Origin of the sequence: Halomonas alkalisoli, from assembly GCF_021412585.1 — a bacterium.
GTDB classification, from domain to species: Bacteria; Pseudomonadota; Gammaproteobacteria; order Pseudomonadales; family Halomonadaceae; genus Halomonas; species Halomonas alkalisoli.
Genome location: NZ_JAKCMI010000044.1, coordinates 58,871 through 83,858 on the forward strand (window position 1 = coordinate 58,871; position 24,988 = coordinate 83,858).

23 protein-coding genes are annotated in these 24,988 nt (G+C 65.3%); 12 read left to right on the forward strand and 11 right to left on the reverse strand.

Features of this window, described 5'->3' with window-relative positions; all coding sequences use genetic code 11:
• Positions 1 to 171: 171 nt before the first annotated feature.
• The 6 genes from pqqA to LY622_RS20365 all read left to right on the forward strand — a co-directional run bounded on the left by pqqA (position 172) and on the right by LY622_RS20365 (position 4,420).
• Positions 172 to 246, forward strand: coding sequence for a pyrroloquinoline quinone precursor peptide PqqA (pqqA, locus tag LY622_RS22700; protein ID WP_114477445.1), 75 nt, complete (start codon positions 172 to 174; stop codon positions 244 to 246).
• Positions 247 to 326: 80 nt separating this feature from the next.
• A complete protein-coding gene (gene pqqD / locus LY622_RS20345; RefSeq protein WP_223135958.1) occupies positions 327 to 620 on the forward strand; it encodes a pyrroloquinoline quinone biosynthesis peptide chaperone PqqD in 294 nt (97 codons plus the stop codon).
• Positions 589 to 1,731, forward strand: coding sequence for a pyrroloquinoline quinone biosynthesis protein PqqE (gene pqqE / locus LY622_RS20350; protein WP_234292557.1), 1,143 nt, complete (start codon positions 589 to 591; stop codon positions 1,729 to 1,731). Before pqqD ends, pqqE begins: the two co-directional genes overlap by 32 nt.
• Positions 1,732 to 1,833: 102 nt before the next feature.
• Entirely contained in the window at positions 1,834 to 2,340 is a 507-nt protein-coding gene (locus tag LY622_RS20355; RefSeq protein WP_234292558.1) for a urate hydroxylase PuuD, read from the forward strand.
• Positions 2,318 to 3,445, forward strand: coding sequence for a 3-phosphoserine/phosphohydroxythreonine transaminase (serC, locus tag LY622_RS20360; RefSeq protein ID WP_234292559.1), 1,128 nt, complete (start codon positions 2,318 to 2,320; stop codon positions 3,443 to 3,445). Before LY622_RS20355 ends, serC begins: the two co-directional genes overlap by 23 nt.
• Positions 3,446 to 3,505: 60 nt before the next feature.
• Complete coding sequence (locus LY622_RS20365) at positions 3,506 to 4,420, forward strand: dihydroorotate dehydrogenase (RefSeq protein ID WP_234292560.1); 915 nt, start codon at positions 3,506 to 3,508, stop codon at positions 4,418 to 4,420.
• Positions 4,421 to 4,461: 41 nt separating this feature from the next.
• On the opposite strand, the gene LY622_RS20370 is transcribed toward LY622_RS20365, so the two are convergent.
• The 3 genes from LY622_RS20370 to LY622_RS20380 are packed head-to-tail and all read right to left on the reverse strand — an operon-like array spanning position 4,462 to position 6,680.
• A complete protein-coding gene (locus tag LY622_RS20370) occupies positions 4,462 to 5,694 on the reverse strand; it encodes a MerC family mercury resistance protein (RefSeq protein ID WP_234292561.1) in 1,233 nt (410 codons plus the stop codon).
• A gap of 18 nt (positions 5,695 to 5,712) precedes the next feature.
• Positions 5,713 to 5,976: an anti-sigma factor family protein gene (locus tag LY622_RS20375; RefSeq protein ID WP_234292562.1), complete on the reverse strand. Its 264-nt coding sequence runs from the start codon at positions 5,974 to 5,976 to the stop codon at positions 5,713 to 5,715.
• Positions 5,973 to 6,680: an RNA polymerase sigma factor gene (locus LY622_RS20380; RefSeq protein ID WP_234292563.1), complete on the reverse strand. Its 708-nt coding sequence runs from the start codon at positions 6,678 to 6,680 to the stop codon at positions 5,973 to 5,975. The genes LY622_RS20375 and LY622_RS20380 overlap by 4 nt, the downstream gene beginning before the upstream one ends.
• 202 nt (positions 6,681 to 6,882) lie before the next feature.
• Between LY622_RS20380 and LY622_RS20385 the strand changes: the two genes are divergently transcribed.
• The 3 genes from LY622_RS20385 to LY622_RS20395 all read left to right on the forward strand — a co-directional run bounded on the left by LY622_RS20385 (position 6,883) and on the right by LY622_RS20395 (position 8,741).
• Positions 6,883 to 7,674: a methyltransferase domain-containing protein gene (locus LY622_RS20385; protein ID WP_234292564.1), complete on the forward strand. Its 792-nt coding sequence runs from the start codon at positions 6,883 to 6,885 to the stop codon at positions 7,672 to 7,674.
• A 38-nt stretch (positions 7,675 to 7,712) separates the two neighbouring features.
• Positions 7,713 to 8,153, forward strand: coding sequence for a cupin domain-containing protein (locus tag LY622_RS20390; protein ID WP_234292565.1), 441 nt, complete (start codon positions 7,713 to 7,715; stop codon positions 8,151 to 8,153).
• Positions 8,154 to 8,321: 168 nt separating this feature from the next.
• Positions 8,322 to 8,741: a secondary thiamine-phosphate synthase enzyme YjbQ gene (locus tag LY622_RS20395; RefSeq protein ID WP_234292566.1), complete on the forward strand. Its 420-nt coding sequence runs from the start codon at positions 8,322 to 8,324 to the stop codon at positions 8,739 to 8,741.
• An 11-nt stretch (positions 8,742 to 8,752) separates the two neighbouring features.
• Here the strand turns inward: LY622_RS20395 and dauA are convergent, their stop codons facing one another.
• Together dauA and betT are read right to left on the reverse strand one after the other, a co-directional pair.
• Positions 8,753 to 10,498, reverse strand: a complete 1,746-nt coding sequence (dauA, locus tag LY622_RS20400) for a C4-dicarboxylic acid transporter DauA (protein WP_234292567.1) — start codon at positions 10,496 to 10,498, stop codon at positions 8,753 to 8,755.
• A gap of 138 nt (positions 10,499 to 10,636) precedes the next feature.
• A complete protein-coding gene (betT, locus tag LY622_RS20405) occupies positions 10,637 to 12,685 on the reverse strand; it encodes a choline BCCT transporter BetT (RefSeq protein WP_234292568.1) in 2,049 nt (682 codons plus the stop codon).
• 456 nt (positions 12,686 to 13,141) lie between these two features.
• Between betT and LY622_RS20410 the strand changes: the two genes are divergently transcribed.
• The 3 genes from LY622_RS20410 to LY622_RS20420 all read left to right on the forward strand — a co-directional run bounded on the left by LY622_RS20410 (position 13,142) and on the right by LY622_RS20420 (position 16,436).
• On the forward strand, positions 13,142 to 14,389 hold the full coding sequence (locus LY622_RS20410; protein WP_234292569.1) for a TRAP transporter substrate-binding protein: 1,248 nt from the start codon (positions 13,142 to 13,144) through the stop codon (positions 14,387 to 14,389).
• Between the two features lie 134 nt (positions 14,390 to 14,523).
• Positions 14,524 to 15,120 carry a TRAP transporter small permease subunit gene (locus tag LY622_RS20415; protein WP_234292570.1) on the forward strand — a complete coding sequence of 199 codons (597 nt, stop codon included), beginning with the start codon at positions 14,524 to 14,526 and terminating at the stop codon, positions 15,118 to 15,120.
• The gene (locus tag LY622_RS20420; protein ID WP_234280619.1) at positions 15,117 to 16,436 is read left to right on the forward strand and encodes a TRAP transporter large permease; all 1,320 of its coding nucleotides are present in this window, start codon (positions 15,117 to 15,119) and stop codon (positions 16,434 to 16,436) included. Before LY622_RS20415 ends, LY622_RS20420 begins: the two co-directional genes overlap by 4 nt.
• Before the next feature lie 69 nt (positions 16,437 to 16,505).
• Here the strand turns inward: LY622_RS20420 and LY622_RS20425 are convergent, their stop codons facing one another.
• The 6 genes from LY622_RS20425 to LY622_RS20450 all read right to left on the reverse strand — a co-directional run bounded on the left by LY622_RS20425 (position 16,506) and on the right by LY622_RS20450 (position 24,906).
• Entirely contained in the window at positions 16,506 to 17,156 is a 651-nt protein-coding gene (locus tag LY622_RS20425; RefSeq protein WP_234292571.1) for a hypothetical protein, read from the reverse strand.
• A gap of 91 nt (positions 17,157 to 17,247) precedes the next feature.
• Positions 17,248 to 17,967: a response regulator gene (locus LY622_RS20430; protein WP_234292572.1), complete on the reverse strand. Its 720-nt coding sequence runs from the start codon at positions 17,965 to 17,967 to the stop codon at positions 17,248 to 17,250.
• 12 nt (positions 17,968 to 17,979) lie between these two features.
• Positions 17,980 to 19,407, reverse strand: a complete 1,428-nt coding sequence (locus LY622_RS20435; protein WP_234292573.1) for an ATP-binding protein — start codon at positions 19,405 to 19,407, stop codon at positions 17,980 to 17,982.
• Positions 19,404 to 22,511, reverse strand: coding sequence for an efflux RND transporter permease subunit (locus LY622_RS20440; RefSeq protein WP_234292574.1), 3,108 nt, complete (start codon positions 22,509 to 22,511; stop codon positions 19,404 to 19,406). The genes LY622_RS20435 and LY622_RS20440 overlap by 4 nt, the downstream gene beginning before the upstream one ends.
• Entirely contained in the window at positions 22,508 to 23,764 is a 1,257-nt protein-coding gene (locus tag LY622_RS20445; RefSeq protein ID WP_234292575.1) for an efflux RND transporter periplasmic adaptor subunit, read from the reverse strand. The genes LY622_RS20440 and LY622_RS20445 overlap by 4 nt, the downstream gene beginning before the upstream one ends.
• 107 nt (positions 23,765 to 23,871) lie before the next feature.
• Positions 23,872 to 24,906 (reverse strand): LacI family DNA-binding transcriptional regulator, encoded by a 1,035-nt coding sequence (locus LY622_RS20450; protein WP_255762679.1) that lies wholly within the window; start codon positions 24,904 to 24,906, stop codon positions 23,872 to 23,874.
• Positions 24,907 to 24,988 lie beyond the last annotated feature (82 nt).

Here is a 24,988-nt window from a genome sequence, read left to right on the forward strand (position 1 = left end):
AATCCAGCGTAAGCATCGTCCTGTTGATTATATCAATAGCTGAAAAACTACGACCAAGGGGGTGTGTCTTTGCTTCCAAGGTCCTATTCATGCATTTCTTTTACATCTATAGCCTCAGAGAGGCAACGTCACTGTTGCAACAATAAATATTAACGTGATCGGGAGGTTTTTATGCAATGGGTTGATCCGGCTTTCTGTGACCTTCGACTGGGCTTTGAAGTCACGGCCTATGTCTATGTGCGGTAAGTAAGTTGCCGGGAATGACTCATATGTTCATTCCCGGCTTACGCCCTTGAATTGTTGAAAACAATAATGAGGAGTGGGGCATGACAACGAATCATCAGGTTCACTTGAGTGACGCCTATGTCCTCAGTCCTACTTTTCTCTTTCGTTGGGAAGAGTCCCAGAGCGCCCATGTGCTCCTCTACCCTGAGGGGATCGTCAAGCTGAATGATACGGGTGGTGAAATCCTGAAGCTATGTGATGGCGAGTCTACCGTTGACGAGCTCATCGACAAGCTCACCGAGCGCTACGCCGCCAATCGTGTTGCCATCGCCGAAAGTGTCATCAAGTTCCTGGAGGTGTCCCGTGTCAAAGGCTGGATCCGCGTTACGTCTTGATGGGGATGGCAAGCCCATCTGGGTGCTGCTCGAGCTCACCTACCAATGCCCGCTAAAGTGCGTCTTCTGCAGCAATCCGGTGGACTTCGATCGCTATCGCGAAAACGAACTGAGCACCGAGGAGTGGAAGGGGGTAATACGCGACGCCCGCAAGATGGGAGCCATGCAGATCGGCTTTTCCGGTGGTGAGCCCACGCTGCGCAAGGATCTCGAGGAGCTGGTCGCTGAAGCCAATGACCTGGGGTATTACACCAACCTGATCACGTCCGGAATCGGGCTTACCTCAAAGCGGCTGGCGGCACTCAAGGAGGCGGGTCTAAAGCATATCCAACTGGGCTTCCAATCCAGTGACCGTGATACGGCGAATATGCTGGCGGGGGTGGAGAGTTTCGACAGGAAGCTTGCAATCGCCAAGGAGATCAAGGCCCACGGTTTTCCCATGGTGCTGAATGTTCCCATCAGCCGGCACAATATTGCCCAGGTGCCGGAGATCATCGATCTGGCTAGTGAACTGGGTATGGAGTACCTGGAACTGGCCAACGTGCAGTACTACAACTGGGCGTTACTGAATCGAGACCAGTTGCTGCCCACCCGTGAAGAGCTGGAGTGGGCGGAAGCGGAAGTGAACAAGGCCCGTCAGCGCCTGGGTGATGCCATGACCATCTTCTTCGTGATTCCCGACTATTACGAAGGGCGTCCCAAGGCGTGCATGAACGGCTGGGGTTCCATCCACTTGACCATCGCCCCGGATGGCTCGGCTCTGCCCTGTTCCCAGGCCCGCACCATCGACACCCTGGCGTTCCCCAACATCAGGGAGCACAGCCTGGAATGGCTGTGGCGGGAGTCCCCGACCTTCCAGAAATTTCGCGGCGATGGGTGGATGAAGGAACCCTGCCGCAGCTGCGACGAACGGGAGAAGGATTTCGGCGGCTGCCGCTGCCAGGCCCTGCTGTTGACGGGGGACGCCGCCAATGCCGACCCTGCCTGCAGCAAATCCCCGCATCACCATATTATCCAGCAGGCCATCGGGGAGTCGGCGATCCCGGACGGGAAGGCTGGCTCGTTGATCGCTCGCCAGGGCGGCTATCGGCTGGGGAGGGAGGCGACATGAAACTGCCACACGATTCACTCGGTGGCACCCTGGCCGCCGGCATGTCGTTGACTGCGGTGCTGTACCTGATCGTCCGGACACTGGTCTAGGAGACCAATCGCCATGACCCTTGCACTGCTCGACTTCGTGTTCCGCTGGGCGCATCTCCTCTTCGCGATCATCTGGATCGGCCACAACTACGCCAATGTCGTGAAGCATCCCACCTTCACCCCGTTCAACGGCGAGGCGAGCGAAGCGGAGCGCTCAGCCGCGCTGGAGGCTCGGATGCAGCGCGAGCATGGCACCTTTCGCTACGCCTCCATCGTGGTCTGGGTCTCCGGCATGGGGATGCTGTGGTATCGGGGCTGGCTGCCTGATGCCCTGCTGCTCGAAGGACCCCATGCGGTGATCGGCGTGGGTGCCTGGATCGGCACCCTGATGCTGCTCAACCTGTGGCTGGTGCTCTGGCCCCACCAGAAGAAGGTGCTGGGCTTCGTGCCGGCCCCATTAGAGGAACGGGTGCGCTGCTCGCGTATCACCTTCCTCTCGTCTCGCACCAATACGATCCTGTCGATCCCACTGCTCTTCTTCATGACGGCCAGCGGACATGCGCTGTATCTCTTCATCTGAGCCCGGCTACGACGTCTCTTCTCCTGACGCCGTCTACAACTTCGCCGCGGGCCCCGGCATGATGCCGCGCGAGGTTCTGCAGCAGGCCCGGGAGGAGCTGCTGGACGGGCAGAGAAGCGGGATGTCGGTCATGGAGATGCCCTTCACCGGTGAGGCATTCCAGGCTATCCAACAGCAGGCACGGCAGGACCTGCGCGAGCTGCTCGGTGTGCCCGCCGACTATCGCATCCTGTTCCTGCAGGGCGGTGCCTCGGCGCAGTTCGCACTGCTGCCCATGAACCTGCTGCCCGCGGGGGCCAAGGCGGACTACCTCGACACCGGACACTGGTCGCGAAAGGCGATCGCCGAGGGTGGCCGCTACGTGCGCATCAACGTCGCGGCCAGCGGGGAGGCGCACGACTATCGCCGGATTCCCGCCCAGGCCACCTGGCGACTGGACCCCGAGGCGGGTTACTGCCATATCACCAGTAACGAGACGGCCGATGGCCTGGCCTATCACTGGCTGCCGAATACCGGCATGGTGCCACTAGTCGCCGACATGACGTCCGATTTTCTCTCCCGTCCCCTGGCCGTTGAACGCTTCGGGGTCATCTATGCCGGGGCACAGAAGAACATCGGCCCCGCCGGGCTGACCATCGTCATTATCCGTGACGACCTGCTGCGACGGGCGCGGCCGGAGACGCCCTCCGTCTTCAATTATCGGCTTCAGGCGGAAAGCAACGGGCGCGTCAATACCCCGCTGACCCATGCGATCTACATTGCCGGCCTGGTGTTCCGCTGGCTGAAGCGCCAGGGCGGATTGGGGGTCATGGCCGAGCGCAATCGGCGCAAGAGCGCCAGGCTCTACGACGCCATCGATGGCAGCGGCTTCTACGTCTGTCATCCACGCTCAATGGACCGGTCGCCCATGAATGTCTGCTTTCATCTGGCCGATGATGCACTGACGGGAAAATTCCTGCAGTCAGCCAGCGCGCAGGGGCTGCTGAACCTTCAGGGCCACCCGGCCACCGGCGGAGTCCGGGCCAGCCTCTACAATGCCATGCCCGAAGCGGGCGTCGACGCCCTGATCGCCTTCATGCAGGCGTTCGCCTTGCGGCACGCCTGATCCAGGTGCCGGGCCGCTGGCCGGCCCTGGATGCTTTTCTTCACGCCAGGGTTTGCTCCCATGTCCCGCTACCTCATGACCGCCTTGATGCATCACCAGCCGCCTCTTGGCCGCAAGCTCGCCTTCGTCCGGGCCAGGCTGAGTGCCCGTCTCCTGGCGGGGCTGTCGCGGCTGCCCGCCACAGCCCCGGTGCGGGTCATGGGGCTGACGTTTCCGAACCCGCTCGGTATTGCCGCCGGATTCGATAGGCGGGGAGAGCTGGGGCGGCAGGCAGGCGCCCTGGGGTTCGGCGCCATCGAAATCGGCACGCTCACCCCGCGGAACGCGGCCGCCTATGTGGCCAGCAGGCCGGTGCGCGCTACCACCGGCACCCTCCTGGGTATCAACATCGGGATGAGCCCCGAGACGGAGCCATCCCAGGCCCAGCATGACTATCTCGTCGGTCTGCGGGCGGTATGGGGCCAGGCCGACTATGTCGCCATCAACCTGAGCAGCCCCCAGGCGACCGAACTGCTGCATCCGAGCCGTCGGGAGACACTGGAGGCGCTCCTGGTGGCCCTGAAACGCGAGCAGCGGGCCTTGACCGTGGTGTCCGGCCGCTACGTGCCGCTGGCGGTGAAGATCAAGCTGCCGCTCGAGAGCGTGGAGCTGCCCGAAGCCGTGACCCGGCTGGCGGCACTGCGCTTCGATGCCCTGATCGCTGCCCTCGATGTCGGCCCGCCGGCCACGCCGCAACGCTATGCCGACTGGCAGGTGTCGCAACGCCAGCGACAGGCCTGCGATCGGATCGAGCGGCTCGCGGCCATGCTGGCGGGACGGCTGCCGATCATTGCGGTAGGGGGAATCGGCTCGGCGCAGCACGTCGCCGGACGCCTGCGAGCCGGCGCCGCTCTGGTGCAGTTGCATAATGCCCTGGTCTACGAGGGCCCCCGGGTCGCCCTGGCCATTCATAAGGCGTCGTTGCCGGCCGGCTGAAGGCTGGCCTGCCCTTGGCCAGTCGATCCAGTTGGCTCGGTTTATCCCGCAGCGGGCCGCTCGAGCCCCAGCACCCTGGCCTCTTCCCGCCGTCGTCGGTGCAGGTCCCAGAGTGCCGCGCCGCCCAGCACCACGAAGCCGAGCAGTTCCACCCATGCTCGGTAGTCGATGAACAGGGCGTAGAGAACGGCCGCACTGCCCGCTGCCGCCAGCAGTATCGGGCCGATGGCGCGGTGGTACCGGTAGCCGCCGGCCAGCGCCACCAGGGTGAGCAGCACGAAGCCGGCGATGGTGCCGGCCCAGGCGCCCTCATGCAGTGCCAGGCCGATGCCGAGCAGTGGCAGCAGGCCGACCAGCGCCATGGTGCCATAGCAGCTCAGCAGGGCGAGTCCCAGTGCCGACAGGCCCAGCAGGCCGCGCCGGCGAAGTCGCAGCAGCCAGCGCCGCGGATCGAGTCGTCTCGACCATTGGCGGGGCAGGGAGGGCGCCCGCTCGCCGCGGCGCATGCCGAGTTCGATGGAGTGGGCGCCGAAGCTCTCCGCAACCTCCCGGGTCTGGGCGCTGGGGCTCAGGGCGAAATAGTCATGGCTGCCTACCGTCGCCACCTCCTCGAACCCGGCGTCTTCGAACAGCGCGATCAGGTCCTCCCTTATCGTGGCGCCCACCACGCATTCGACCCATAGCCGCGGATCGTCGTGACAGTCCACCGAGACCGGACGATGAATGACCACGTCGGCAAGCTGCAGGCGACCGTTTGAACGCAGGACGCGAAACATCTCGGCGACGGCGCGCCGCTTGTCCGGCACCAGGTTGAGGGCGCCGTTGCTGGTGATGGCGTCGATGCTGGCATCGGGCAGCGGCAGCTGTTCCGCCGAGGCCTGCACCACATCGAGATTGCCGGCGTCGCAGCGTTGGGCGGACTGCTTGAGCTTGCGTGTCATGGCGGCGGTGAGGTCAAGGGCGATCACCCGACCGGCGGGGCCGACGATGCGACTGGCAATCAGCGAGTCGTTGCCGGCACCGGCGCCGATGTCGAGCACCGTGTCGCCGGGTCGGATGGCGTCGGCCCGAAAGGGGTAGCCGACCCCGGCGAAGGAGCCCAGCAACGCTGGTGGCAGCTCGGCCGTGTACTCCGCCGGATAGCCGAGCTGTTCGCTGGCCTTGCCGCCGACAGGAAAGTGAAAGGGCGAGGCGGGCGCCTCGGCCACGGCGGTGTACATGTCCTGGACCGCCGAGACGATCTGCTGTCGTGAATACCCCAGTAGGGCCACCATGAGGGACCTCCTTCGGGCTCAGTGGGACCTGTCCGGCTCGTCATCGTCGAACCTGTCCAGCAGGCTGCCGATGCGGCGATATAGCCGAGGCGGTGCCTTGACCGTGCCGGATGCCGCCACCCTGGCCCGTAGTCGTTTTTCGAATTCGGCCCGCGTGAAGCAGTCGCGACAGCGGGACAGGTGCCGCTCGATATCGGCCGTCTGCTGGTGGTCCAGCTCCCGGTCGAGATAGTCGAAGAGCCGCTCGATGACCTCCTCGCAGCTCAAGTCTCTCGGGCTCATGGCTTCTGCCCTCCCTTGTCGGTATGGCCGGCTGCCATGCCGACTTCCTTGGCCTGTTGCCAGAGCCGTTTCTGCAGCAGCGAGCGTGCCCGGTTCAGCCGTGAGCGGACGGTACCCAGCGGGATACCGAGCAGGCCGGACACCTCTTCATACGTATAACCCTGCACCTCAACCAGCACGATCGCGACCCGGTACGGGTCGGGAAGCGCATCCAGCGCCTCCTGCAGTTCCTCCTGCAGCAGGCTGTTGAAGAACTGATCCTCCAGGCTGCCCCACCAGAGCAGGAAGGGCTGGTGCAGCTGCTGGAACAGGGTGAAGCCGTCGGCATCGAGGTCGTCCGGCGCAGCGGTGTCACTATCGGCTGCGGCCCGGGGGCGACTCTGCCGTCGGCGCCACTCGCTGATGAAGGTGTTGGTCAGGATATGGAACAGCCAGGCGTCGAAGCGCTCGGGGTCGCGCAGCTTGTCGAGCCGTGTCCAGGCCCTGACCACCGCTTCGGCGACGATATCCTCGGCATCGTCGGGGTTGCGGGTCAGGCGCAGCGCCGTTCCGTAGAGCCGATCCATCAAGGGCTCCAGGCGCTGTTCGAACCACTGCCGCCGATGGGTGGCGTCGCGGAATGTCATGACATCCCCCGGTTCGACCCGCCGAAGCGGAGCAAGCCATGCCGTCGAGCTGCGGGTGAGCTGGCTGGTGCGGGTCATTGGGCACCTCTTGAGCATGGAACGTCCCAGGGCAGCGGGCAAATCGCGTTTGTGGCAAGGACGCGGCACGGGCCGCAAAGGTTCCCGTTTCAGCTGTTTCCACAGCGGCGGTCATGCCCGGGAACAATGACGGGCGTCGGTGCGTCCTTGGGGCACACGGCGACTCGACGTCGTGTCGTATCAGCCAAAGAGGAGAGCGACCATGGCTATCAGCGCACAAGCGACACCCGCCGCGGTGAATCGAAGCGAGTTGGAGGAGCGGGTCAAGGCGATGTACCACGAGGTGGCAGAGACACCGGATCATGACTTTCATTTCGAGATGGGCCGTGCACTGGCCGAACGACTGGGCTATGACCCGGCGGCGCTCGACCGGATTCCGGCCGCGGCCATCGACTCCTTCGCCGGTGTCGGCCACTTCTTCGATCTGGTGGCGCTGCGTCCCGGCGAGACGGTGCTGGACCTCGGCAGCGGCTCCGGCATGGACAGCCTGATCGCCGCCCTGGCGGTAGGCGCCGAGGGCCGTGTCGAGGGGCTCGATATGACCGAGGCCCAGCGGGAGAAGGCAACCCGCCTGGCCCGGAAAGCGGGCTTCGCCAACGTCGAATTCCACGCCGGCTATATCGAATCGCCGCCCTTCCCCGATGGCAGTATCGATGCGGTCATCAGCAATGGCGTGATCAACCTGTCGGCGGACAAGCCAAGGGTCTTCGCCGAGGCGGCGCGGGTGCTGAAGTCCGGCGGACGCCTGGCGCTGGCCGATATCGTCACCGAAAAACCGCTTCCCGAGAGCGTCTCCTGCAACGCCACCCTGTGGGCCGCCTGCATCGGCGGTGCCCTGCAGCAGGATGCCTATCGTGCGGCCATCGAATCGGCCGGCCTGGTCATCGAGGCCTGGCGCGAGCACCCCGAGTACCGCTTCCTGACCGAGTCGGCCCAGGGGGCTAGCAGTACCTATGGGGTCAAGAGCATCTCGCTGCTGGCCGTCAAGGCCTGAGTGAAGCCGCATCACACAACGCAGAGGAGTGAAGCACCATGAACCCCATCATCAAGAAGTCAGCACTGACCCTGGGCCTGGTCGCGGCCCTGCCCTTCGCCGCGGCGCTCGCCCAGGACGATGCCCTGCCGGAAGGCTTCCAGACCGAGCCGGTGTTGAAGACGACCACTACCCGCGACGGCGATGCCATCGTCTGGCCCGAGGGGACGCCGGAGATCGTCTCCGTGATCGGCATCATCGAGCCCGGCGGGCGGACGCCGCTGCATCAGCATCCGGTGCCCGTCTTCGTCTATGTGCTCGAGGGCGAGGTCGAGCTGCGCACCGAGGGCGGCGATCCCCATACCTACGGCACAGGAGAGGCCTATATCGAAGCGCTCAACCGGGATCATCAGCTCTTCAATGTGACGGACAGCGATGCCAAGATCCTGGTGGTGTTCGCCGCGGCGGAAGGCCAGCCCACGACAGTGGCAAGCGAGTAAGCCGTGTGCTCGGTTGTTGCGGGGCCGAGGCTGCTGGATGCCCCGCGCAACCGAACCACCCGATGGATCGCAGGGGCGCTGCACGCCGGGGATGGAGTGCGGCGCTCTTGCGATAGCGGGACAAGGCGCTAGCATGGCGGAAAGATTCATCCTTTTGAGGAGTCCGCCATGTGGATGCAGCAGGAGCTGCGATTGGCGCCGCGTTCGCGGGGCTTTCACCTGATCACCGGGGAGGTAGTCGAGGGTGTGTCCGGGCTGGCCGAGGTGTCGATCGGGCTGCTGCACCTGCAGCTGCTGCACACCTCGGCGTCACTGACCCTCAACGAGAACGCCGACCCGGACGTGCGCCACGACCTGGATGCCTTCCTGCGCGAGCGCATCCCCGGGGATCTTCCCTACTTCCGCCACACCCTGGAGGGTCCGGACGACATGCCCGCCCATGTCTGCGCCAGCCTGCTGGGTACCCAGCTCACCCTGGCGGTGCGCGACGGTCGCCTGGCGCTGGGGACCTGGCAGGGCATCTGGCTCGGCGAGCATCGCGACCACGGCGGGGCGCGGCGGCTCATCGCCACCCTGCAGGGGGAGTAAGGGCACGGCGCTCAGCGCTCGCGCTCCGACAGCCAGTGCCGCGCCAGACGCTGGGCGTGGTCCAGGTGGTTCACGGCGGAGAGTCGACCGGCCTCGCGATAGAGGCCGGCGCGGCGCAGCTTCATGACCATGCGCGCCGGCATGCCGATGAAGATCAGCCCCACGTCGCGGCTGCGCAGCTCCTCGACCAGCGATTGCAGGGCGACGATGGCGGTGGTATCGAGGCTCGGGACGTCGCGCATGTCGAGCATCACCACGCGCACCTCCGGGTCGACGATGCGCAGCGAGGAGATGGCCTTCTCGGCGGCGCCGAAGAATAACGGCCCGTTGACGTCATAGAGCGCCACCTGGCGTGGCAGGCTGCGGGCCAGCTCGCTATCGCCCGAGTCGAGTCGGCGGGCGTGGGTAATCTCGGCCATGCGGCGAATGAACAGCGCGGCGGCCAGGCCGATCCCCACCGCCACCGCCAGCACCATGTCGAACACCACCGTGAGCAGGAAGCAGATCACCAGTATCGCCACATCGCTGCCCGGCGCGCTTTTCAGGGTGTGAACGAAATGGCGTGCCTCGCTCATGTTCCAGGCGATGATGAACAGCAGGGCGGCGAGTGCCGCCATGGGGACGAGCCCCAGCACACCGGCGAGCGCCACCACCGCCAGCAGCACCACCACGGAATGGACCACGGCGGCCACCGGCGAGAAGGCGCCGCTGCGAATGTTGGTGGCGGTTCGCGCCAGGGCCGCCGTGGCGGTGATGCCGCCGAAGAAGGGCACCACGATGTTGCCGAGGCCCTGGCCCACCAGCTCGGCATTGGGATCGTGGCGGGTGCGGGTCAGGCCGTCGGCCACCACGGCACAGAGCAGTGACTCGATGGCGGCCAGCATGGCGATGGCCAGTGCCGGGCCGAGCAACTCCCGGATCAGGCTGAAGTTCACCACGAGTGGCGTACCGTCCGGGCCTGGCAGCCGCCAGGGGAGCACCAGATCCGGCACAAAGGGCGGAATGCCGCTGCCGGTCCGGCCCTGGAATTCCCAGCTGAAGCGCGAGGCGATGGTATCGATCTCGATGCCCAGCGGTATCACCGCCTGCGCGGCCAGGGTGCCCACGACCAGGCCGACCAGGGGGGCCGGCACCGGCACCTTGAGCCGTGGCCAGAGGATCAGGGTGGCCAGGGTGAGCAGCCCCACGCCGATTTCGGCCGGGGCCAGGGTCGGCAATGCGTGCAGGACGAGCGCCAGGTTGTGCAGCGTACTGTCGCCCAGCGGGACCTGGTCGAGCCCCAGGAAGTCGGGAAGCTGCAGCAGGGCGATCACCACGGCGATACCGGCGGTGAAGCCCAGCACCACCGGATAGGGCACGAATTGGATCAGGCTGCCCAGCCGTGCGAGTCCCAGTGCCACCAGGATCAGCCCCGCCATCAGGGTGGCGATCAGTAGCCCTCCGACGCCATGACTGGCGACGATGGGAAACAGGATCACCACGAAGGCCGCAGTGGGGCCGGAAATATTGAAGCGTGAACCGCCGGTCAGCGCGATGATGGCACCGGCAACGATGGCGGTATAGAGCCCGTGCTGGGGCGGTACGCCGGTGGCGATGGCCAGCGCCATGGAGAGCGGAACCGCAACGATCCCGATGGTCAGCCCGGCCATCAGGTCACGACGCAGCTCGGCGAGCCCATAGCCCTCGCGCCAGGCGGCAAGCAGGGCGCTGCCGGGCATGGGCAGCTGGTAGCGAGGCTTGAGCGAGTGGCGAGACATGGCGGTTCCTGAGTGGATAACGGCGTATATTACGCTAAGCCGCAGTGAGGAAGTGGCGCAAGACGGCCAAGGTAGGGGAGGACAGACGCAAGACGGCGGCGCCCTGGGGCGCCGCCGTCGGTTCAAGCCACCGGGTTTCTAGGCCTGGCTGGCCGCTGCGGGTGGTTCACCCACCGCACCCGGCATGGCCTGTACATAACCGCCCTGGCCGGCGAGTGCCAGGAAGTGCAGGTGGCTCTCGTATTCCGACAGCACATCGGCGATGACCTGGCCACGGGTAAAGCCGTTGAGATCCTTCTCCAGGCCGCCTTCTGCCAGGTAGACGTCAAGGCGCACGTAATAGTCGTCGTCCGCCGGCAGGAAGCTCGGCGTGCGCATGCGATGCGGACACACCTGATAGACGAAGCTGGCGGCCTCGCCCAGGTCCACCTGCAGCGTCAGGCACGGCAGGGCTTCGCCCTCGAGATGCTCCTCGGTCACGTTGGCGGTCTGGCCGCGGCTCTCCAGCTCCTGGGCGAACTGGGTCAGTGCCGGGCGAATGGCGTGCTCGATGGTGACGGCGGCACCGGCACGGTTGGAGGTGTCGAGCGCTCTGTCCAGGCGCTCGCGCCAGTCGCCGCCAGGCGCTGTCCCGGTCACCTGTCGACGCGCATCGGCCTTGCTGCCCTCGAGCTTCAGCGCCTTGTACATCCCCACCATGATGGCGAAGATCACCAGCGAGAAGGGAAGGGCGGTGATCACCACCGCACTTTGCAGCGCCGCCAGGCCACCCGCCATCAGCAGAGCCACCGTCACCAGGCCGATCATCATCGACCAGAAGATGCGCAGCTTGATCGGCGCGTCGTGGTTCACGTCGGACAGGATCGAGGTGAAGTTGGCCAGTACCAGGGCCCCGGAGTCCGCCGAGGTAATGAAGAAGACGATGCCAAGCACGGTGACTACGGCGGCGGTCAGGCCGATATAGGGGTAGTGCTCGAGCAGGGTATACATGGTGGTCTGCGGTGTGTTCAGGGCCTGCTCGCCGAGCTCGACGATTCCCTGGTTGGCCACCAGTTCGATACCGCTGTTACCGAACACCGACATCCACACCATCATGAAGGCCAGCGGAATGCCCAGCGCCCCGGCGACGAACTGGCGGATGGTGCGTCCGCGCGAGATGCGGGCCAGGAAGAGGCCGACGAAAGGCGTCCAGGCGATCCACCAGCCCCAGAAGAAGATCGTCCACCACATCTTCCACTCGTTGGCCTCGTCGCCGGCAAAGGCGTAGGTATCGAAGCTCTTGGCGATGAAGGTGGAGAAGTAGTCACCGGCGTTGTTCACTGCCATGTCGAGCAACTGCAGGGTGTGGCCCTGGAACAGCACGAACAGCAGCAGCGCCAGCGCCAGCAGCATGTTGAATTCCGACAGCCGGCGGATGCCCTTCTCCACGCCGCTGACCACCGAGATGGTGGCGAGGACCACCACCAGGGCGATCAGGATGACCTGCACCGAGAGGCTTTCGGGTACGTTGAACATGTAGGCCAGCCCGTAGTTGAGCTGCATCACGCCGATGCCCAGGCTGGTGGCGATACCGAACACGGTAGAGATCACCGCGGTGATGTCCACGGCGTTGCCGATGGGGCCATGGATGCGCTTGCCGAGCAGCGGGTAGAGCGCGCTGCGTATGGCCAGCGGCAAGCGATGGCGATAGCTGAAATAGGCCAGTGCCATGCCCATCAGCACATAGAGCCCCCAGCCGGACAGCCCCCAGTGCATGAAGGTCTGGACCACGGCGGCGCGCATCGCCTCCTGGCTTTCCGGCGTCATGTCCGGTGGCGCCAGGTAGTGTGCCACCGGCTCGGCGACGCTGAAGAACAAGAGGTCGATGCCGATGCCGGCGGCGAACAGCATGGCCGCCCATGACAGCGTCGAGAACTCCGGCCGCGAATGGTCGGGGCCGAGGCGGATGCTGCCGAAGCGCGACATGCCGATGGCGACCACGAAGACGAGATAGGCCACGACCGCCAGCATGTAGTACCAGCCGAAGGTCTGGCTGACCCAGGCCAGGCCGGCATCGAAGAAGGCGCCGGCTTCCTCGGTGAAGGTCATGGTCAAGACGAGGAAGACCAGGATGCCGGCGACGGAGCCGTGGAAGACCACGGGATTCAGTCGATCGCGTCGTTCGGGAAGCGGATTATCAAGCGCCATGTGGAGCCTACTCCTGTCGGTTGGATAGTCCCCCGCCGGTTTACGACACCGAGGCGCGCTGTGGATTGTTCTCCACAATCGAAAGCACGCCTGGCTGGTGTCCAGGCAAGGCCAGTCGAATCAGCCCCAGGAGACGACTCCTTCCGTATCGCTGTAGCGGGCTGCCCCGATGGCTGAATGACGGGAAGCGTTTTTATTGAATGAACGTTCAAATAAAATACGCACATCTTGGCCAAGCTTCAACCCTGCGTTTACTGAGAGCCGGTAAACGTTAACGGAAGCCTGGAGTTCTGCTTGCAGAACGCCTTGAGACAGCTATACCTGTTGTAACCGACTGCAAGCAGGAAGCCAGGCACGCTGCGCCAGCCACGACAAGGATGCGTTCGGGACGACTGACCTGCCGGGTTGGCCGGCGGGAATGCAAGTATCAGAACAATGATAATTCCGGAGTATGCAATGGCTCATGAAAAGCAACCGGCCGACCAGCCGGACGTTAACCGCACTGCAACGGCTTCTACCTCGACAGTTTCAAGCACACCCGATTCCAGTACGCCATCCGCCACAAGCACCGATCGACAATCCCGCCGCCGCTTTCTCACCGGCTCGGCTGCTGCCGTGGGGGCCGGTGCCGTTGCCGCAGTAGGCTTTCCCAGTATCGCCGTGGCCCAGACCACGACCCTGCGTTTCCAGAGTACCTGGCCCAATCAGGATATCTTCCACGAGTTTGCCGCCGATTATGTGCGCATCGTCAATGAGATGTCCGGTGGTCGTCTGCGATTGAACCTGCTGCCTGCTGGGGCGGTGGTCGGGGCGCTGCAGATGCAGGATGCGGTGATCTCCGGTGCTCTGGACGGCGGCCATGGGGTCTCGGCCTACTGGTACGGCAAGCACAAGGCATTCTCGCTGTTCGGTACGCCGCCGCCGTTTGGCTGGGACGCGCATCAGTTCCTGGCGTGGTTCTGGAACGGCGATGGCATGGCGCTCTACAACGAGCTGCTCGAGAACATGGAGCTGCCGCTGGTTGGCTATCTCACGGGACCCATGCCGACCCAGGCCCTGGGCTGGTTCAAGGAGCCGATCCGTAGCGTAGAGGACCTGCAAGGACTCAAGTACCGCACCGTGGGGCTGGCGGCCGACCTGATGCGCGAATTCGGCGCAGCCGTCACCATCATGGGGGGTGGGGATATCGTCCCGGCCATGGACCGCGGCCTGCTCGACGGTGCCGAGTTCAACAATCCCTCTTCCGACCGCCTGCTGGGCTTTCCCGATGTCAGCAAGACCTGGATGCTGCGCAGCTATCACCAGGATTGTGAATCCTTCGAGATCATTCTCAACAAGGCGAAGCACGATAGCCTGCCCGAGGAGTTCCAGGCCATCCTGCAATATGCCGCCAAGGCTGCCTCGTCGGAGATGTACTGGAAGGCCATGGACCGCTACCCGAAGGACCTGCAGGCCATGCGCGAGCAGCAGGGCGTACAGACCTACATCACTCCCGATTCGGTCCTCGAGGCCCAGCTTACGGCCTGGGATACCGTCATCGAGAGCGAGTCGAACAACAGCGAGTTCTTCAAGCGGGTGGTCGACAGTCAGCGCGAGTACTGCGAACGGGTCGTCGGTTGGCACCTGGAGGGCAACACCCCCAAGGAACCGGCCTATCGCCATTTCTACGGCAAGGAGCCTACCGACACTTCCACCATCCTGTAACGTATTTCGGTCCTCGACCCGCTCCCGGCGGGTCGGGGCCGATGCCTGTCAGCTTGCCGATGCCAGGATGGCGTCGGAAGTCATGCTGCGGGGAGCCGATGGGTACGCGGTGACTCCCCTGGCGAGAGGTCTCCATGCGCTTCATCTTTTTTATTGATCACCTGAGCACCTGGGCGGGGAAACTCTTCGCCTGGGCGATCCTGATACTCACCTTTGTGGTGAGCTACGAAGTCTTCATGCGCTATGTCATGGGAGCGCCCACGGCCTGGGCCTACGACACCAGCTACATGCTCTATGGCACGCTGTTCATGATGAGCGGCGCCTATGCCCTGGCACACAGTGCCCACGTGCGGGCCGACGTGGTATCGCGCTATTTTCCGCCGCGGGTTCAAGCCGGGCTGGATCTTGGCCTGTACATGATTTTCTTCTATCCGGGCATTCTGGCGCTGGTGTGGTATGGCTGGGACTTCTTCGCGCTCTCCTATCGCCAGAACGAGCACAGTTCCTTTACCCCGGGCGGGCCGCCCATCTACCCCTTCAAGTTCGTCATTCCCGCGGCGGCATTCCTGCTGATGGTGCAGGGCGTTGCCGAAGTCAGCCGGTGCGTGCTGTGCCTGAAGCATGGCGAATGGCCGAGGCGACTCGGTGACGTGGAGGAGATCGCGATCCCGGTCAACAAGCAGGAAGAGATCAAGGCCGCCCAGTCCGATTCCGGGGAGACGCGTCAATGACCGAGCCACAGGTAGGTATCATGATGCTGGGCATGCTGGTCGCGCTGATCATGCTCGGTTTCCCCATCGCCTTCACCCTGATCGCCATGGGCGTGGCCTTCGGCTATTTCGCCATCGGCGACATCATCTTCTCGCTGCTGGTCCAGCGCGCCTATGGGGTCATGGCCAACGACGTCCTGATTGCCGTACCGCTCTTCCTGTTCATGGGCTATCTGGTGGAGCGAGCGAACATACTCGACCGGCTGTTCTCAAGCCTGCAACTGGCCGCCCGGGGCATGCCCGCCTCGCTGGCGGTGGCGAGCCTGATCACCTGCGCCCTGTTCGCTACCGCCACCGGCATCGTTGGTGCGGTGGTCACCCTGATGGGGCTGCTGGCCCTGCCGGCGATGCTCAATGCCGGCTACGACAAGCGCATGTCCAGCGGCGTGATCTGTGCCGGCGGTTGCCTCGGTATCCTGATCCCACCGAGCATCATGCTGATCCTCTATGGTGCCATGGCCGGGGTCTCGGTCGTCCGGTTGTATGCGGCCGCGCTGCTGCCGGGGCTGTTGCTGGCGGGGCTCTACATCGCCTATGTGATGGGGCGGGCGTTGATCAATCCCAAGGTGGCGCCGAAGCTCTCACGGGAGGAGCTCGATGTGCCGCTGGGCCAGGTCTACTGGGGGCTTCTGACCTCGTTCGTACCGCTGTTCGTACTGATCATGTCGGTGCTGGGGGCGATCCTGTTCGGCCTGGCCACACCGCATGAGGCTGCGGGAATCGGGGCGCTGGGTGCCATCCTGCTGGCGGCGGCCTATCGTCAGTTGACATTCGCACGGCTCAGGGAGGCGGTCTTTCTCACTGCGAGAACCAGTGCCATGGTCTGCTGGCTGTTCGTCGGTTCGTGGATCTTCTCGTCGGTGTTTTCGCTGCTCGACGGTCACTCGCTGATCGAACATTGGATCAGCGGCATGTCGTTGACCCCGCTGCAGTTCCTGATCCTGGCCCAGGTGATGATCTTCATTCTCGGCTGGCCCCTGGAGTGGACCGAGATCATCATCATCTTCGTGCCGATCTTCCTGCCCCTGCTGGCCATGTTCGGCATCGATCCGCTGTTCTTCGGCGTGCTCGTGGCGCTCAATATCCAGACCTCCTTCCTGACGCCCCCCATGGCCATGTCGGCCTTCTATCTCAAGGGCATCGCGCCAAAGAGCGTGCAGTTGAACGATATCTTCCTGGGTATCGCTCCCTTCCTGCTGCTGGTGATCGTGGCGATGGTGATTCTCTACAACTTCCCGGGTATCGCCATGTGGCTGCCGGGCGTGCTCTACAACTAGCGGACGAGCGCCCATGAAAAGGCCCGACACGGAGGTCGGGCCAGGGGCAACGGTGCGTCGAGCCAAGCGTCAGTCGGCGTGCTTCTCGCCACGCGGCTTGCCATGGCCCTTGTGGCCTCGCGGCTGCATCATGGCCTTCATGGCTTCGATCTGCTCTTCGCTCAGCAGCTCGCCGAGGGCTTCCTGATGCTCGTCGCGCAGCGCCTGCCAGGCTTCTCGGCGCTCCTCGCGGGAATCGAAGGTTTGGCCGCGCAGTTCCCGCATGTCGGCATAGAGGGATTGGCGAAGCTCGGTGAGTTCCTCGCGCTCCTCGTCGGAGAGCTCCCAGCTGTCGACCAGGGCGCTCAGGCGTTGCGGCATGTCCTGATGGCCATATCCGTGGCGTTCGCCACGCTGTTCCTGGCGCATCTCGCGCTTGGCCTCGCGTAGTGCCTCTCGCTCCTCCTCGTCGAGGATCTGATCCATGCGTTCGCGATGCTGCTGGTGCAGCTCGCGCAGGGCCTGGTGGTGCTCCTCATGTGCCTCTTCCAGGGCGGCGCGGGTCTCCTCGTCGAGTCCGGCGCGCTCGAACAGCGCCTGGCGTCGCTCCTCGAAGCGCTCCTGGCGCTGTTCGCTCCAATCCTTGTCGCCCTGGCCGGCAGTCGCCGCCAGCGACAGCGGAGCGATGGCGACGGCGAGCAGGGCAGGCATCAACAGCGTGCGGGACATTGAACGTTTCATATCAAGCAACTCCTCGGTGCTGGGGTGATGGTGCCAGTATCCGGAAGCGGCGTGCAGCGGGCGTGCATGGAGTGTGCAAACACTGTGGCGCCTACTCCTCGGGTTGATACTTGTAGCCTACCCCGTAGACCGAGCGAATGATCTCGCGTTCGGGCCAAGTGTCGGAAATCTTCTTGCGCAGCTTCTTGACGTGGCTGTCGACGGTACGCTCGGAGACGATGCGATGGTCGCGGTACATGCGGTCCATCAGCTGGTCGCGGGAGAAGATCCGCCCCGGCGACTGCATCATCACCTTCAGCAGCTGGTACTCGACGGCGGTCAGGCCCAGGTCCTGGCCATCGGCCAGGGCACGCCAGCCGTCGTCGTCCAGCACCAGGTTGCTGCCGTCGCTGGCCGCAGGGTCACTGGCGGCCCGGCTGCGGCGCAGTACGGCTTTGACCCGGGCGACGACTTCCCGTGGGCTGAACGGCTTGCAGATGTAGTCGTCGGCACCCAGCTCCAGGCCCAGCAGGCGGTCCACTTCTTCGACCCTGGCCGTGAGCATGATGATGGCGAGCTTCGGCCAGCGCTGGCGAATCTCACGGCACAGGGTCAGGCCGTCGGTACCCGGCAGCATCAGGTCGAGCAGCACCAGCGACGGGGCGCCCTCGCCAGCCATGCTCTCCTGCAGCCAGGGCAGTACCGCGTCGCCATGGTCGATAGGGTGCGTGGCGAAGCCGCTACCCTCGAGGTAGTCGGCCACCAGGCGGGCGATCTTGGGCTCGTCTTCGACAATCAGCAGGGTGTCTCGCGGGACATCGGCGTCGTGCATGGGGTCCTTTCCTTATCGGCTGGGTATGTCGTCTTCCAGGGCGGGAAACTCGATGGTCCAGCATAACCCACCCAGCGAGGCGGCAGTGGCACGCATGGTGCCGCCATGACTCTTCACCAGCGCGCTGGCGATGGAGAGCCCCAGCCCGCTGCCGCCACTGGCCCGGTTGCGTGAGCCCTCCACCCGATAGAGCCGCTCGGTGAGACGGCCGAGGGCCTCGTCCGGCACCCCCGGTAGGCTGTCCTCCCAGGTGATCCGGACGCGATCGCCTTCGTGGCTCAGGCTCACCTCCAGCCGGCCGGGCGGCGCGGTATAGGCGCGGCTGTTGTCGAGCAGGTTGCTCCAGAGCTGGCGCAGTCGGCGGGCATCGCCACGAACCCAGGCCGGTTTCTGGATGTCTGTGGCGAGTTCCAGGCCGCTGTCATCGAGCCAGCCGTTGGCCTCGTCGAGCCATGCGGCGAGGCTTTCGGCCAGGTCCAGGGGGGCGAGCTGCACCTCCAGGGCACCGGCATCGCTCTGCGACAGCAGCCGCAGGTCGGCGACCAGGCGCTCCAGCTGGCCGACCTCCTGGGCGAGCGAATAGAGGTTGTCCTCATTGAAGGGCCGAATGCCATCCTGCATCGCCTCGATCTCGCCGCGCAGTATCGACAGGGGCGTACGCAGCTCATGGGCGATGTCCGAGACCCAGCGGGCCCGGGCCTCACGGCTGGCTTCCAGGGTGGCCGCCAGCACATTGAAATCGTGGGCCAGGCGCGAGAGATCGTCACGCCCCTGCTCCTGCAGGCGGGTGCTGTAGTCGCCCTCGGTGAGACGCCGGGTGGCCAGGGCCATGCTGCGGGTGCGGCGACCCAGCCACCAGGCGAGCCCGCCGGCCAGCAGCAGCGAGGCCACGCCCAGCGCGGCGATGATGATGCCCAGGTTGCGCTGCTGGCGGGATAGGAAGATGCGATCCATGCGGGCCATCAGCTGCTGGGGAGGGCGGTAGCCCAGGGTGCCGACCTGCTCGCCCTCGTGCTCGATGGGCAGCCAGTGCAGCTCCGAGGCGGTTTCGCTGTCGTCCGGGGCAAGGCCGATCACCGGCAGGCCATCGGCATCATGCAGCACGAAGTCCCGGGCATCGCCCAGGCGGCGTTCGATGCCGTGGGCAGGGGGGCCTTCGCCGGGCCACAGCTGCTGGCGAACCAGGCCCTGCCAGGCCGGCGGAGAGTCGCGCAGCCACTGCCATCCGCCACGTCTTGCCCACTCCTGGCCGAGCCCTTCCGCCAGGGTTTCGGCACGGCTGGCCTGGGTGGTTTCCAGGTAATCGATGAAGCCGCGATCCAGGCTGCGCGACACCGCCAGGAAGACCAGCCCGGCAATGCCCACGTTGACCACCAGGATGATCACGAACAGCTTGATCCCCAGGCGTGAAATGGCAGGGCGGGGAAGACGAAGGCTCATCGGGTGGGCTCCAATGACTCGGTGGCGAGGTGGCGACCATGGATACGTTCGCGCAGGCGTTCCAGCATCAGGTAGAGGCAGGGTACCAGTACCATCAGGATCACGGTGGCGAAGAGCATGCCGAAGCCGAGCGAAATGGCCATGGGGATCATGAAGCGAGCCTGACGCGATGTCTCGAAGATCATCGGGGCAAGCCCGAGGAAGGTGGTCATGGTCGTCATCATGATGGGTCTCAGGCGACGTGTCGCGGCGGCGACGATGGCTTCACGCGCACCCAGGCCTTCCCGGCGGCGCCGGTTGGCATAGTCGATCAGGACGAGGGCATCGTTGATGACCACGCCGGAGAGCGCCAGCATGCCCATCAGGCTGATCACCGATAGTCCGTACCCCATGATCATGTGGCCGGCCACGGCCCCGATCACACCGAAGGGGATCGCGGCCAACACTAGCAGCGGCTGCAGATAGCTACGGAAGGGTATTGCCAGCAGGGCGTAGAGGGCGATCAGCGTCAGCCAGGTGGCCTGGGAGAGCACCGAGACGTTGTCGGCGGTCTCCTGCTGGCGGCCACCAGGAGCGACCTCGAGTCCCGGCCAGCCGACCTGGAGGGCGGGAAAGACGTCGGTCTGCAGCGTGCCCAGCACCTGATTGACCTGGGTTTCGCTGGCCACCTCGGCGGTAACGTTGATGATACGCCGGCCGTCGATACGCTGAAGCGTTGTGGCAGCACGGCCCAGGTGGATATCGGCCACACGATGGAGTGGCGCCGTCACGCCATCCGGGGTGCGGATCGGTAGCTGGTAGAGGTCGCTAAGGCTGCTCCTGTCGTCGCGGGGAAGCCTGACGACCACGCTGATCTCGTGACGGCCGACGAATTGCTCGATGGCGGTGACGCCCTGCAGCGGGCCGCGTAGCTGCCCGGCAAGATCTGCGCCGGTCAGCCCCATGGCCTGTCCTTCCGACGACAGGCGGATCTCCAGCTGGGGCTTGCCGTCGGCCAGGCCGCTGTCGATATCGGTGAGGCCATCGAGCTCGGCGAGTTCATCGGCCAGTCGGGTTGCGGCGGCTTCCAGTGCCCCGCTATCGGGATGGGAGAGGCGCAGGGTCAGGTCGGCTCCCTGGCCGGGGCCACCGAAGTCGGACTCGAAGCGCACCGCCTGGACCCCGGTGAAATCGCCGGCCTCTTCCCGCCAGGCCCGTGCCACCCGGGAGGGGGGCCAGTCGTCGAGGCTGTCACGCGCCAGGGTGAGGCGTACGTTCAGGCGATCGCCATCGATCTGGGCGCGGGTGGCGGAAAAGCGCGGACCACCTTCCTGTTGGCTCAATACCAGGGCACTCTCCAGCAGCTGGTCGCGTACTCGGCGATCCTCGCTGATGGGGCTGCCGACGGGCAGGGTTACCGTGGCCTGAACCCGGTCTGACTCGGCCCTCGGCATCAGCGAAAAGCCTAGTCGGCCGCTCATGGCCCAGGCGATGGCGACGACCAGCAGGGCAATGGCGAGGCAGACGGTCAGCAGCCGCTGATCCAGGGCGCGCTGCAGGAAAGGGGTGAATTGGTGCTGGGTGAAATGGGACAGCCCGCCCTGCAAGGTCCGGCGCAGACGGTCCAGCGGCTTGAGCCAGGCCGAGCCTTCGCGGCCACCGGCGCGGTGGGCCAGGTGCCCGGGCAGAATGAACAGCGCTTCCAGCCAGGAGACCAGGAATACCGTGATCACCACCACCGGAACCACGGCGAAGATCATGCCCAGAAAGCCCGGCAGGAACAGCAGCGGCAGGAAGGCGACGATATTGGAGAGGATGGCGAAACTGATCGGCACGGCCATCTCCCTGGCGCCGCGCACCGCGGCTTCGCGCAGGGAGTGACCCTGCTCGCGATAGCTGTGGATGTTCTCGCCGACCATGATGGCATCGTCGACCACGATACCCAGTGCAATGATGAAGGCGAACATCGACATCATGTTGATCGAGACGCCCAGCCAGGGCAGGAAGAGCATGGCCCCGAGGAAGGCCGTGGGGATGCCCAGGGTGACCCAGAACGCCAGGCGTGCCTCCAGGAACAGCGCCATCAGTACCAGCACCAGCGCCAGCCCCAGCCAGGCGTTCTTCAGCAGCAGAGAGAGGCGGTCGCGGTAGACCTCGGAAGTGTCCCGCGACACGCTCAGGCTGACCCCTTCGGGCAGCCCGGCGCGCAGCCGCTCGAGCTGTGCGGTGACGGCATCGGAGACGCCGATCGGCGTCTGGTTACCGATCTGGTACACCTCCAGGCTGATACCCGGGTCGCCGTTGAACAGTACCTCGCTGTCGGTTTCGGCGAAGCCGTCCACGACCTGTGCGATATCGCCAAGCCGCAGCCGTGCACCGTCAGGCGAGCCGATGATCGGCAGGTCGGCAAAACCGGTGATATCGTCGCGACGCCCCTGGTAGCGGACCAGCCACTCCCCCTCGCCGGTGGCCAGCCGACCACCGGCAAGATCCATGGCTTCGTCGCCGATCCGGCTTGCCAGTTGACGGTGTTCGATGCCGTGTCGCCGCATGGCCTCTTCATCGAGGAGCACCTGGATTTCGCGGTCGCGATTACCCGAGAGCTCGACCCGTGAAATGCCGGGAGCCGCCTGCAGTTCGGCACGGATCTCCTCGGCAACCTCATGCAGCAGCCGTTCATCCACCCAGCCATGCAGCTGCAGGCTCATGACGCTGCGTGAGCGACCTGCCAGGCTGAAGCGTGCCGGGTCGGCCGCGGCAGGCAGCGTGGTGATCGCATTGATGGCCTGTTGTATTTCCTGGTAGACCCGCATCACCTCGACGCCTTCGACCAGGGTGGCCGAAACCCGTCCGGCCCCCTCATTAGCGGTGGCGGTCAGCTCGTCGATACCATCCACGTCGGCCAGTGCCGCCTCCATGGGCAGCAGCAGGCTGCGCTCCACCTCTCCGGGGGTGGCACCGGGATAGCCGATGGCGACATGAATGATCTCCAGCTCGAAATCGGGGAAGACCTCCTTCTTGATCGTGGTCGATGCGGCCAGGCCCCCGACGATCAGCAGCAGCATCAGCAGGTTGGGGGCGACGCCGTGATGCACCATCCAGGCGATGGGGCCGCGGCGCATCATGAGGTGGGCTCCCTGACGGCGCCTGCGGGGCGTTCGCTGTCGGCGATCCGAGCGCGAAGGCGCATGCCCTCCCGGGGCTGGCCGAGCTGGGAGATGACGATGCGCTGGTCCTCCTCCAGACCCTGTTCGATCAGTACTCGCTCGTCGCCCCGGTGCAAGACCGCGACCTGGCGGCGGCGAAGGCGGTCCTCATCGTCCAGTACCCAGATCTCGTCGCCGGGGCGCAGTGCCGCTACCGGCAGCACGAAGAGCCCCTCACGGGGGCGGGTGGCGAAGTCGAGCCGCGCCATGTCGCCGAGGCGCAGGGCGGGGGAGCCCTGCTCGAGGCCGAGAGGATCGTCCACCGCCACCAGCAGCTGGGCCTGAAGGCCGTTCTCCTCCAGCGTCGGCAGCACGGCGATCAGTTCGCCCAGCCGTTCGTGGCCGGCGGGCCAGCTGCGGCTGCTGATGGTGACCTGGCTGCCGGGGGTGTCGTCCGTTGCGGCGTCCAGCCAGCCCAGTGCCTCGCCGGGTAGTGAGACCCGGACCCAGAAGCGCGTGACATCGACCAGATGCAGCAGCTCGGTGCCGTTGGATACCTCGCTGCCGGCGCCCAGCAGCCGAGACTGCACCATGCCGCGCCAGGGCGCGGTGAGAGTGGTGCGCTGCAGGTCGAGGCGGGCCCGGTCCCGGGCCGTCGTGGCGCGTTCGACTTCCGCTTCGGCCACGCGCAGCTGAGGCTCACGCAGCACCAGGGCTCGCCTGTCGGCGGGCAGGTTGCGACCGAAACTTTGATACTCCGACTGGGCGCGCTGCTGTTCGCCCCGCTCCATGGCCAGTTGGGCCTGAGCCTGGGCCAATCCCGCTTCGGCGTCGCGCAGCGCCAGACGCAAGTCGGTGTCGTCCATGCGGGCCAGGGGGGCGCCGGCCTCCACCACCATGCCGGGCAGGGTGTTCGGGGCGAACTCGAGCAACTGGCCGGCGATCCGGCTGGAGAGATGCGCCTCGCGCTCGGCCTGCACGCGACCGAAGCCATGCAGTGAGGGTGCCGCGGCGCGCTGGTGAGCGGTGACGACGTCCACCAGCGGGGGCGGTGCCTCGGCGGGGGCACGGCGCTCCACCCGCGGCGGCTGGCTGATCAGCCACCAGGCCAGGAACAGGCCGCCCGCCAGTACCAGCAGGGCCAGCAGGGGACCAAGAGTGAGGCGCCCCCGTTGTCGAGCATGGAAACCGGGGCGATGCGGCGCGCAGGGAGCGGCGGCGTGACGAGGCATAGGGTGGCTCACGACGGGGGGACGGCCCCGTCATCATCCACCCGTGCGATGCAGCCAATAGTCAGGAATCGTGCAAGCAATATGCAAGCAGAGGGCAGGTGCCGTGATCAGGGGCAGGTGTCACCGACCAGCAGTTCGGTATGCAGCATCTTGGCATGGGGTTCATCGAGTCCCAGGATCATGCGGGCCGCCAGGCGTCCCTTGGTATGGCTCTCCTGGCACACGGTGGTGAGCCTTGGCGCCCGGTACTGCCCCTCGGCGATACCGTCGAAGCCAGTCAGCCGTAGATCCTCGGGAACGCGAATGCCACGCTGCTCGGCCAGGGTCAGGGCGGTCAGGGCGAGACGGTCCGACATGCAGAGCAGCAGGTCCGGCCGCTCCTCGTCCGGCAGGTCGAGAATCGACTCGATCACCGGGGCGCAGACGTCGAAGGTATTCTCTTCCACGTTCCATTTCGGCACCCGTTCGGTCTCGAAGCCATGCTCGGCCAGGGCGCGGTCAAAGCCCATCAGTCGTGCACGGGTAATGGTGCGATCGGCCGGCAGCAGGGCATGGTCGGGCGTGATGTAGCCGTTGCAGGGCTCGGCGGTCAGGCGCAGGTTGACGATCGCGGGTCGCCTGGGCCTCCTTGCCTTCAGGGCATACTGGGCGATGGCGTAGCAGGCCGGTTCGTTGTCGATATGTACCGATGGATAGCCCGTCACATTGAAATCCACTGCCACCAGCGAAGCCTGAACGGGAAGCGAGTCGAGCAGCTCCGAGGTGGGTATCAGGCCATAGACGATAAAGCCGTCCGCCATGCTTGCCGAGCCCGGAATCGGGCTCTGGGCCTGGCGCGCGGAGAGCAGCAGCAGGGTATGGCCCTGGGCGTCGAGGACTTCGGCAACCCCCGAGAGGAACTCGCTGGATACGGCGTCGTTGAGACTGTAGGTGAGGCTCTCGGCGAGCAGCACTGCAATGATGCGCGAGCGGCCGGTGCGCAGGCTGCGGGCCTTGGCGTCGGGCCCGCGATAGCCGAGCCGCTTGGCTTCGTCGAGGATGCGCTCCCGCAGCGCCGGCGAGAGCTGGTCCGGCCGATTGAAGGCATTGGAGATGGTGGCGGTGGAAACGCCCATCTCCCGTGCCAGGTCCTTCAGGGTCATGCGGCGCGACGGTTTTGACACTTTTTCTTTTCCTGCTAATGAGTGCATGCCAAGCATACCGTCCCGGTCGTGGCCGCGACAG